A 12,381-nucleotide genomic window follows, 5' to 3' on the forward strand; every position below is an offset into this window, starting at 1 on the left:
TATTCTCGCCTAAATTATTAATGAGGTAAACGACCAATATATAAAAGTAGCCAAATTGAGACCAACTTAATTGTCGTGACAATATCACGACAATTTCTTTGTTTATAAACTAACCGGCAAATTACATCATTCTCCGAAGATTTTTTTTCCCGAGCTTTCTTCCGTATTTAATTTTCTAATTGTACCGACAAGGCCGATAAATGGAAAGTTTAACTCTAAATACGTAACTCACCTATTACCTTTTATTTAATTTATTTTGTAATATAGAGATAACCTGATTTATCATGCATCTCATGCAAAGTTTCGTCCAAATATTTCAAGATGTAGAAATAAGTCCCGTCTGGTAAGCGTTTACCTCTTCCAATAGTACTTCTTCCATCCGAATATCCTTTGAATACATTCCCATTTGCGCCATAACCTGAGGTTTCAAATACCCTTACTCCCCATCGATTATAAATTTCAACACTATTATTAGGATAACACTCCAGTCCCTGAATACGAAATTCATCGTTAATGCCATCCTCATTTAAAGAAACTGCATTAAAGACCTTTATGACACAATCCTGTGCTACAATTTCAATAACAGTAGGGTTCTCATCTATGAAATTATCATTATCAGAAAGCGCAATGATTTTTGCTCCTGAAGGGGTTGTTCCTTCTGCCAAAGCCTGATTAATTATGAACCCAGCATCAATATCGACCTTCGTAATTGCATAACTTGCAGTGAAATTTGTTGAATTAATTTGTCCCGGGGCTAAACTGAAAGGACTGCCAATTAATACTAAACCAGATAAATTATCAGTTATAAAAATATCGGTTAATGGTGTATCCCCAGTATTTTTAACTTCAAAACTATACTTAATAGTTTCGCCAACCTGAGCAAATCCATCGTTGTTTTCATCAACAAATACTGCTCTTTTGATTACGGCAATACTTGATATAGCATTAGTTGTAATATCTGTAGAACAGCTTCCTGTACACTTAGGATCTGGATTACCTGGATTGTTAGGGTCTTCAGGAGTAGAAGGTACAACAGTTCCGTCTCCTGATCCGGTTGCCATATTTGAAATTGCTGAAACTCCGGTTAGGTCCGAAACTACTTTAACCTTGAAATTAAAACTTATGCTCGCTCCTACTGCCAAATTGTTTGCAGCAAAATTTACTATACCTGCATTGAATGTTCCGCCGCTTACATAAGCCGTTTTTGTAGGTACAGCATCACTTACGCTTACATTTTTGATTGTTGTACTTCCGGTATTCTTAACCGTTATAACATAAGTCAATTCTTCATTAGGTTCAGCTTTGCCATTGTTATTAGCATCTTTAACTGACTTAAGAATAGTAAACTGAGGCAAACAATTGTTGACTGTTAATGTAATTACATTACTCAGTATTGAGATACATAGACCATTACTTACCGTAACAGTGTAACTTCCAGAATCTGAAACCGCTGCCTCTCTTATTACATACGATGATTTTATAGCTCCAACAATTGCATTGCCGTCTTTGTACCATTGAAAAGTTCCTGTTCCTGTTGCACTTATGGTTCTACTAGTACCAGTACATATAGTTGTTGTCCCTGATATGCTAATAACTGGCACTGCCGGTAAAGTATTTACAGTTACTGTAATTTTATGTTTAACCGATGCACAACCCTCGGCAGATACACCTTGTACATAGTAATCTGTCGTTGAAACAGGTCGTACTATAGCCGAAGTTAATACTGTAATCTGATCAGAAGCATAATAGACATAAGTTGAAGCGCCACCTACTGCAGTTCTAAGGTTTACACTCGATCCGGCACAAATTGCCGACGGGTTAACAACCGTTATTCTCGGCAATACATTTACCGCTACCGTTACCGGACTGATTGCCGAGCATCCTTCTGGTGTAGTTCCCTTTATGTAATAAGTATCACCTGCTGTTACAGCATTTGGATTATCAAGAACTACTGTACCTGCGGCATCTGCAAAATAATTAAAGATTAGGTTTGGTGTACTTCCATTCGTTACTGCTGGTGCAGTCAAATCAACCGAAGTACCTGAACATACTGCTGCCGGATTGGTAATATTTAATATTGGTATTGGGTTAACTGTTACCTCTACCGGACTGATTGCCGAACAACCCGCAGCTGTTGTGCCTTTTATGTAATAGGTACCGCCTGCTGTTACTGCATCTGGATTGACAAGAACTGTGGTACCTGCGAAATCTGTAAAATAGGTAAAAATTAAACCTGGTGTACTTCCTGAGGTTACTGCCGCTGCAGTAATATCTACTGTGTTGTCTGAGCATACTGGCGCCGGGTTAGTAATGTTTACTACAGGTGTTACAAGCACAATAATTGAGCTCGTAGCACTATCAGAAAAAGTAGTAACCCCATTACTGGCAGTAACCTGCAGGTTTATTATATAGGTACCTGGCGCAGTATAACTATGGGAAGGGTTTAATATATTACTTACCGGCGTACCATCACCAAAATCCCAAATGAGACCTGTTATTGAATAACCTGCTGCTACAGTAGAGGCACTGTTAAATTGAAATGAGTTTCCAATAAAACACTGATTGACAGGATTAACTGAAATATCTGCTGCCACATTAGGGTTTTTACTAATCATAATCGCCTCAGTTGTGGTGGCTGTACAACCACTTGGGTTACTAACAGTGAGCGTTATGGTGTAATTACCCACTACATCATATTGGTGCATTGGAAGAGCTGTATTAGAAGTTGTACCATCGCCAAAATCCCAGCTATAGCTCATTCCTGCTGTAGTAGAAATTGGAGTAAAAGTATATTGATCATTCACATTATTGATCGCATCGTAAGTAAATGATGCATCCGGTAGTAGATTAACTATCACATTTACTGAACTAATAGAAGTGCATCCCGTAAGAGGATCAGTTCCCTGAATATAATAAGTATCACTTGCTCTGATGGCATCGGCATTGGCTAAAGGCTGTGTGCCTGCTGCATCACTAAAATAAGCATAGGTTAAATTTGCTGTGCTTCCTGTAGTTATGGATGCTGAAGTTAAATCTACTGTTGCCGGCCAGCATACAGCCGCTGGATTAATAATTGCTACAACTGGGAGTGGATTAATCGTTACCGCAACACTTTGGATTACAGAACATCCTTCCGGGGTGCTTCCTTTAATATAATAAATACCACCTGCTGTAACTGCATCTGGATTAGAAAGAACTGCTGTGCCTGCCGCATCTGTAAAATAGGTAAAGGTCAGGTTTGATGTGCTGCCTGCCGTGACTGCAGCTGTGGTCAAATCAACAAACTTGCCTGAGCATACAGATGAAGGAGCTGTTGCAATTAATGTAGGAGTCGGATTAACCGTTACTTGTACCGGACTAATTGCCGAACATCCCGATGCTGTTGTGCCTTTTATGTAATAAGTATCACCTGCTGTTACTGCATTTGGATTGGTAAGAACTATTGTTCCTGCGGCATCTGTAAAATAGGTAAAAGTCAGGTTTGATGTGCTGCCTGCCGTCACTGCAGCAGCAGTCAAATCAACTGATGTGCCGGAACATACTGCTGCCGGATTAGTAATATTTAGTAGCGGTATTGGATTAACCGTTACCTGCACCGGGCTGATTGCCGAACATCCTTCTGGTGTGTTTCCTTTAATATAATAAATACCGCTTACTGCTACTGCATCTGGATTGGCAAGAACTGTTGTGTCTGCGACGTCTGTAAAATAGGTAAAAATTAAACCTGGTGTACTTCCTGAGGTTACTGCCGCTGCAGTAATATCTACTGTGTTGTCTGAGCATACTGACGCCGGGTTAGTAACGTTTACTATAGGTGTCGCAATCACAATAATTGAGCTCGTAGCATTATCAGAAAAAGTAGTAACCCCATTACTGGCAGTAGCCTGCAGGTTTATTATATAGGTACCTGGTGCAGTGTAAGTATGTGAAGGGTTTAACATATTACTTACCGGCGTACCATCACCGAAGTCCCAAATGAGATCTGTAATTGAATAGCCTGCTGCTACAGTAGAAGTACTGGTAAGCTGAAATGTGTTTCCAATAAAGCATTGATTAACAGGATTAATTGAAATATCTGCTGCTACATTCGGATTTTTAGTAATAGTAATCGCCTCAGTTGTGATGGCTGTACAACCATTGGAATTGGTAGCGCTAAGCTTTATACTATAATTACCCACTACATTATATTGGTGCGTTGGAAGAGCTGTATTAGAAGTCGTACCATCGCCGAAATCCCAGCTATAGCTCATTCCTGCTGTAGTAGAAATTGGAGTAAAAGTATATTGATCATTCGCATTATTGACAGCATGGTAGGTGAATGATGCATCTGGCTGTAGATTAACTATCACATTTACAGAACTCATCGTACTACATCCTGTCGCAGGATCGGTTCCCTGTATATAATAAGTATCACTTGCTGTGATGGCATTGGCATTGGCTAAAGGCTGTGTGCCTGCTGCATCACTAAAATAGGCATAGGTTAAATTTGCCGTACTTCCTGTAGTTATTAATGCTGAAGTTAAATCTACTGTTGCCGGCCAGCATACAGCCGCTGGATTAATAATTGCTACAACTGGAAGTGGATTAATCGTTACCGCAACACTTTGGATTACAGAACAGCCTTCCGGGGTGCTTCCTTTAATATAATAAATACCGCCTGCTGTAACTGCATCTGGATTAGAAAGAACTGCTGTGCCTGCCGCATCTGTAAAATAGGTAAAGGTCAGGTTTGATGTGCTGCCTGCCGTGACTGCAGCTGTGGTCAAATCAACAAACTTGCCTGAGCATACAGCTGAAGGAGCTGTTGCAATTAATGTAGGAGTCGGATTAACCGTTACTTGTACCGGACTTATTACCGAACATCCGAATGCTGTTGTGCCTCTTATGTAGTAAGTACCGCTTGCTGTTACTACATTTGGATTGGCAAGAACTGTTGTTCCTGCGGCATCTGTAAAATAGGTGAAAGTCAGGTTTGATGTGCTGTCTGCCGTGACTGCAGCAGCAGTCAAATCAACTGATGTGCCGGAACATACTGGTACCCGATTAGTAATATTTAATATTGGTATTGGATTAACAGTTACCTGCACCGGACTTATTGCCGAACATCCCGCTATTGTTGTGCCTTGTATGTAATAGGTACCGCTTGCTGTAATAGCATCTGGATTGGCAAGAACCGTTGTGGCTGTAATATCGGTAAAATAGGTAAACGTCAGGTTTGCCGTACTGCCAGCCGTTACTGTCACTGTAGTCAAATCAACTGGTGTGTCTGAACATGTTACTGCGGGATCGGTAACATTTACAATCGGTATTGGATTAACTGTTACCTGTACCGGGCTAATTGCCGAACATCCTTCGGGCGTGGTTCCTTTAATATAATAAGTTCCATCTGTCGTTACTGCATCAGCATTAGTTAGAACTGCAGTGCCTGTAGCATCTGTGAAATAAGTAAATGTAAGGTTAGATGTACTTCCAGACGTTATCTCTGGCAAAGTCAGGTCGACTGGCGTGCCTGAACATACTGCTACCGGATTGGAAACATTTACAACCGGTATTGGATTAATGGTTACCTGAACCTGAATTATTGCCGAACATCCCGCTGCTGTTGTGCCTTTTATGTAATAGGTGCCTCCAGTCAATACTGCGTTTGGAGTTACAAGAACTGCCGTTCCTGCGGCATCTGTAAAATAAGTAAAAGTCAGGTTGGCTGTACTTCCTGCCGTTACTGCAGGCACGGTCAGGTCAACTGCTGTGCCTGAACATACTGCTACTGGTTCTGTAACATTTACAACCGGTATTGGATTAATAGTTACCTGTACCGGACTTATTGCCGAACATCCCGCTGCTGTTGTCCCTTTTATGTAATAGGTGCCACCTGTTGTTACTGCGCTTGGTGTTGAAAGAACATTTGTGCCTGCTGGATCTGTAAAATAAGTAAAAGTCAGGTTGGCCGTACTTCCTGCAGTAACTTGAGGTAATGTCAGGTCCAATGCTGTATCGAAACATACTGCAGCCGGAGCAACTGTTATCACTGTAGGAGTCGGATTAACCGTTACCATTACACTCTGGATTGCCGAACATCCGGCTGCAGTCGTACCTTTTATGTAATAGATACCGCTTATCGTTACTGCGTTTGGTGTTGCAAGAACTGTTGTAGCTGCGGCGTCTGTAAAATAGGTAAAAGTCAGATTGGCTGTGCTTCCGGTTGTTACTGCAGGCAAAGTCAGGTTAACCGACGTGCCGGAACACACTGCTGACGGATTGGTTACATTTACAACCGGTATTGGATTAACCGTTACCTGAACCGAACTTATTGCCGAACATCCCGCTGCTGTTGTGCCTTTTATGTAATAGGTCCCACCTGTTGCTACTGCGCTTGGCGTTGCAAGAACAGTTGTGCCTGCGGCGTCTGTAAAATAGGAAAAAATCAGGTTTGCCGTGCTTCCAGCCGTTACTTCCGGCAAGGTTAAGTTAACTGGCGTGCCTGAACATACAGCTGCCGGAGCAACTGTTGTTACCGTAGGAATCGGATTAATCGTTACCTGTACCGGACTTATTGCAAAACATCCTTCTGGTGTTGTTCCTTTAATATAGTAAGTGCCGCTTGCTGCGATGGCGTTAGCGTTGATTAAAGGCTGTGTCGCTAATGAATCACTGAAATAGGTAAAAACTAAACCTGGTGTACTTCCTGAGGTTACCGCAGCAGCAGTAATATTTACTGTAGCGTTTGAGCATACTGATGCCGGGTTGATAACATTTACTACAGGTGTCGCAATCACAACAATCGAGCTTGTAGCATTATCAGAAAAAGTATCTATCCCATTACTGGCGGTAGCCTGGAGACTTAGGATGTAGGTTCCTGCCGCAGCGTAACCATGTGAAGGATTTAGATCATTACTTACTGGGCTACCATCGCCAAAATCCCAAGTGAGGCTTGTTATTGAATAGCCTCCTGCTACAGTAGAGGCGCTGGAAAATTGAAAGATATTTCCAACAACACACTGGTTAACAGGAAATACTGAAATATCAGCTGCCACATTAGGGTTTTTAGTGATATTAATTGCCTCAGTTGTGGTGGCTGTACAACCATTGGGATTGGTAACAGTAAGTATTATAGTATAGTTACCCACTACATTATACTGATGCGTTGGTATAGCCGCAGTAGAAGTCGTACCATCGCCAAAATTCCAGGCATACGTCAGCCCTGCCAAAACAGAAATTGGGGTAAAAGTATATTCATCATTGTCATTATTGATCGCATCGTAGGTAAATAATGCATCTGGCTGTAGATTAACTATTACGTTCAACGAACTCATAGAACTACATCCTGTAACAGGATCAGTTCCCTGAATATAATATGTATCACTTGCTGTGATGGCATTGGCATTAGCCAAAGGCTGTGTACCTGCTGCGTCGCTAAAATAAGCATAGGTTAAATTTGCTGTACTCCCTGTCGTTACTGATGCTGAGGTAATATCTACTGTTGCCGGCCAGCATACTGCCGGTGGGTTACTTATTGCAACAACCGGGAGCGGATTAACTGCAACAGTGACACTTTGGATTGCTGAACATCCTTCTGGTGTAGTTCCTTTAATGTAGTAAATACCGCTTGCTGTTACCGTATCTGGATTTGCAAGTACCGTTGTGCCTGCAGCATCTGTAAAATAAGTAAACGTCAGGTTTGCCGTGCTTCCAGCCGTTACTGCTGGAGCGGTCAAGTCAACCGGTGTGCCTGAACATACAGCTGCAGGAACCGTTACAATTAATGTAGGAGAATTAATTGTAACATTATAAGTAGCCGCACAACCAGTATCTGTTAGCGTATAAGTGATTTGTGCTGTTCCCGCACTTATACCTTCTACTACACCACTTCCATCTACCGTTGCTATTAGTGGCGTTTGGCTACTCCATGTTCCTATACCTCCTGTTGCTGTCAGGGTTGTTGTACTACCGCCACAAAGTGTAACAGCTCCATTAATAATTGGAGCAGGATTAATAGTGACCTCTTTCATTGTAATACAACCATTTTCTGTTGTGTAAATAACATTTTCAGTTGTTGCTACAGGTACCGTCAATGCAGTCAAAATACCCCCTGCCGTAATAGAAGCTACAGCAGTATCGCTAACGCTCCATGTACCGTCTGGCAAATCTGCCGTAAAGGCCGAAACCGCAGTGCTACCCGCACAAAGCACCGATACTCCGCCAGTTATTACTGCATGAGAAAGCAATGCGGGCAACGAACCTGTAGTCACTGGCGCACTTATACAACCACTATTATTATCTGTTATAGTAAAAGTTGCGTCTGTTACTCCAACCGGAAGATGAAAAATAGCATCATTGTATTGTATTACAGGCAATCCAGACATGGCATTTGCCGGACTGACGCTTTGAAGAGTATAAGTTTCATTTGCAGAAGAACCTGTTAAACCTGTTCCAGACAATATAACTTCGACTTCCTTGCAAGTAGGTAAGGCAGATGCTATGCTTAAAACAGGATTAGGGGTTAAGCTCAAAGTTACACTCGCACTTAACACACAACCTGCCCCATAAGTAACGGTTACGCTATAGGTACCGGGGCCTGTTACTGTTAATGTATCTCCTGTCGAGTTATCATTCCATTTAAATGTTGCCTCTGGGTTTGGAAAAAAAGTCGTCGTAGTCAATACATAAGGAAAATCTTTACAACCCAATGTTCTGTTAGTACCTAAACCATCCACCACAGGAGTTGAAGTATGAGGTACTATAATCCAACCTGTATTGTTACGATTTTCAGCCGTACTATTATTTCCTACCTTCATTTGTGCACGAGATGGATCTGATGAAGGGGTTATAGCATTAATATCTTGCATTTGTACAAAATCTATCCCATAAATATTATTTGGAAAATTGGCCGCGCTCGATGGCATACTTATATTTGCTTGTACGCCATTAGTGGTTGAATTTATCTTAGTTATATTACATGGCGTACCGTTAGGAGATAATACCTTATTGAGAGTAAGCGTCGAGCCTGTTTGTATGGAATATGTTCCACCAGATTTCATAGTAAGAATGTCAATTACTGGAGAATTATTAAATGTTGCAAAACTATTTGTGGTGGCACCTGTAAAGTCAACTTTATTATAGATTCCACCGTTAATACTAACTCCTGATGCTTTAATAATTAAGTTATTATAGACATCAGTAGCTTTTGCAGTAATAGTTTGACTCGCTATTGCAAATGTAATAATTGAACCAGTTGTTTCATTACTTGTCAGTGCTGCTGCGCCAGATACATTATAATTCCATGCTGCCGCCATAGCTGCGAGACCGCCTTTTAATGTTATCGCAGAACCTGCTATGTTTAAACTACGGGATTTATCAACCGGTCCGCTTCCAGTGGTGAAAGCTCCCATAGAGACTATTTGTCCATTAAAATTTAAATTACCACCAGAAAGTGTCACCCATGATGCCACCGTCAATGGGTCTAGTACTTTCCATGACGCAGTATTTGTACCGTTAAACACGAGTCCATTTGGTTGCGTCGAAGCGGGTATGTTAATAACCACGCCATTACTTTTAATAGTGTTACCAGGCGTGCTGCCTGTAAAGTTGAGATAACTTATATTACTTGTACCGCCATCTGTGTTTCCTTTTAAAGTCATTCCTGATTGCAATTCTAATGATCCGAAGATACTTAAAGGATTTTCTACATCTAAAGTTGCCGGTATAGTGCTGCCGCTCCAAGTCATATTGTTACAATAAGCATTACCATCTACCACTACTGTAGAACCGGCTACAAAGCTTGACCCTCCATCAAAAAACACATTATCACTTGCTGTAGGGATACAACCACTGCCGGGTATACCACCACTACTATTTGCCCAATGCATAGGGTCGTTCCAATTACCGTCACCACCTACCCAATAATAATTGTGCACAATAGGTGCTGTGAAATTCCAACCGCTATTGTTACCTTCATCTGTTGAATTTGTTGCCACGTATGGGGTGCTACCTGTTATTTTGATATCGCGCAAAATAGCATTATTAACATTTACTGTACTACCCGTGGCCGCAATGGTGGATTGTGTACCCTCTGCACTTGATGCAATGCTAATAATGCCAGAACAAAGACCTCCGTTTGCATTCAATGCAGTGGTTACGGTAACAATACCATTAGAGACTGGAGTCGTCGTTGGAACAGGAAATAGGTAACTACTGCCGGGAGACAAAGCAAGCGTTCCTATTTTTGCCTGTATTTTGTCTGCTATTGATCCATTGCCTAAAAACGTTAGATTGCTGATAGTTGTATTGCCTGTAACAGTAGCATAAGAGTCAAAAAGAGAAGAAGAGGTAGATCCATTAAAGAAAATATTGTTGTAAATTGATGAATGGGTATCAAACTTCGAATCATCCAATATTATTGTAGAGCCGCTTGTATTGAGAGCCGATATAGCTGGCCCTGCGAAAGTTCCGCTTGTGTGATCTGACCACCCTACATAATTAAGATAACCTAAAGCAGCACTAATTTTACAAGTGATAGTAGAATTGTTAATTTCTAATTTAGCAGAGCCCGCTATATTGGGAGTACTAACTTTGAAAGAGAATATCGTTGCATTTTTTCCGCCAAAGTTTAAATCACCTACATTCAAGTCAAGTGACGCATAAGGAGCGTTAAAATCATCCATCAACGTCCAAGATCCCCCTGAACGACTAAATGTAATAATATCATTATTCCGAAAGGGCGGAGAATCAACATTAATTGTTACGCCATTGGTTGTAATGGTATTGGCTGTATTACCTACAAAATTGATGACATTAGTAATAGAAGCCACATTCATAGCCATACCAGGCTGTAAAGTAAGTGAACCGCTAATAAAGAATTTATCGTTTACATTAAATACTGCTCCTGGTGCATTGTTCCAGATAATATTGTTACAAGATGCTGTTTCGTCTATTGTAACTATTACGGAAGAACCAGAATTATTATCAAATATAACATTGTCAAAGGCTGTTGGAACACAACCTCCCGCCGCCCCGCCGCTGGTCAATGACCAATGCGCAACATCATTCCAGTTACCCTGCCCCTCTATCCAATAATATGTAGTGCCAGTACCTGTAAAACTCCATCCTGTATTATTACCTAAATCTACCGAATTAACAGCATTTGGTATTAATCCACTTGTGGCAATATTACGAATCAAAGCATTTTGCACTGTGGCAGTTGCTCCTGCAGCAAACGTGAACTGAGTTTGGTTTGCAAGTTTAGTTGAATTTTCTGCATTTAAACCAATGGTTCCGCCACAAGCGCTAGGTTGGGCTACTAAGGCATTCTTTATAATAATTGGGTTGACTGCACCACTTGTAAAAGTATAGGAACCTTTACCTAATAAATTAAGATAATTAAAACTATTACCACTAAAAAAAGTATCATCATAAGTCGTAAAATGGTTGAATGAAGTTTCACCAGTACCAATACTATTGACAGTTGTTGCTCCTTTTAGCAAAATTATATCATTGTAAAAATCATTTATTTTTGTGACAACACCGGTACTTGTAAAGTTATTAATTGTAATGGTAGAACCCATCGACATCGCTGCGGACAAAGTTAACCCACTTGCAGAACTATAATTCCAACCGCTGTTTGTAATAGTTCCTCCTCCAGGAATGGTTGTTGCAAACAAGGTAATGTTAGAGCCGGCAATATTCAAAGCATGTACTAAAGTATTAGGAGTACCTCCATCGGTAAATGTATCTATAGAAACCATTTTACCTCCAAAGTTTAAACTTCCGGCAGTAAGCGTTATTGCAGCACCCTTCGTGGTAATGTAATCATCGTTCAATATCCATCCTCCACCAATGCCTTTAAAAATTACACCCACCCCAAAAGCAGCACCGCTACCATTGCCTATAACCACTCCATTAGTTTTAATAGTATTGCCTGTTGTGGTAGCAGAAAAGGTAAGGGAGATTGAGGTATTACTTGCACTAGCATACATTTGCATCCCTGATTGCAATTCTAAGGAACCTGAAATATCTAACTTGCCTGAAAGAACCATTCGGGCTGCTCCTGTCCCAATCCATCTCATATTATGGCAAGCGCCAGCTGAAATTGTAACCTGATAATTAGCATTACTATCAAATATTACATCATCAGTAGAGGAAGGAATACTGGTATAATGAACTGTACCGCCACTAGTGGTCGCCCAGTTACTTATTACATTCCAGTTTCCCGTACCTCCTACCCAATAATAAGTAGCTCCTTTTGCAGTACTGACAAAAAACAAAAAAAAAGCCAAAAACATAAAGTAGAGTTTTCTCATGACATTATATATTAGTATTTATATTCTTGGATACTTATCAAATTAATTCCAGAAATCACCTGCACGGATTTGTTCCGTTAATGTA

General features: G+C 40.7%; 1 protein-coding gene. It reads right to left on the minus strand.

Going from position 1 to position 12,381, the window contains the following annotated elements:
* Positions 1–251 precede the first annotated feature (251 nt).
* Positions 252–12,296, minus strand: a complete 12,045-nt coding sequence (locus B0A65_RS01390) for an Ig-like domain-containing protein (RefSeq protein ID WP_083370384.1) — start codon at positions 12,294–12,296, stop codon at positions 252–254.
* Positions 12,297–12,381 lie beyond the last annotated feature (85 nt).

This window comes from Flavobacterium frigidimaris, from assembly GCF_002217275.1.
Lineage (GTDB): Bacteria > Bacteroidota > Bacteroidia > Flavobacteriales > Flavobacteriaceae > Flavobacterium > Flavobacterium aquidurense.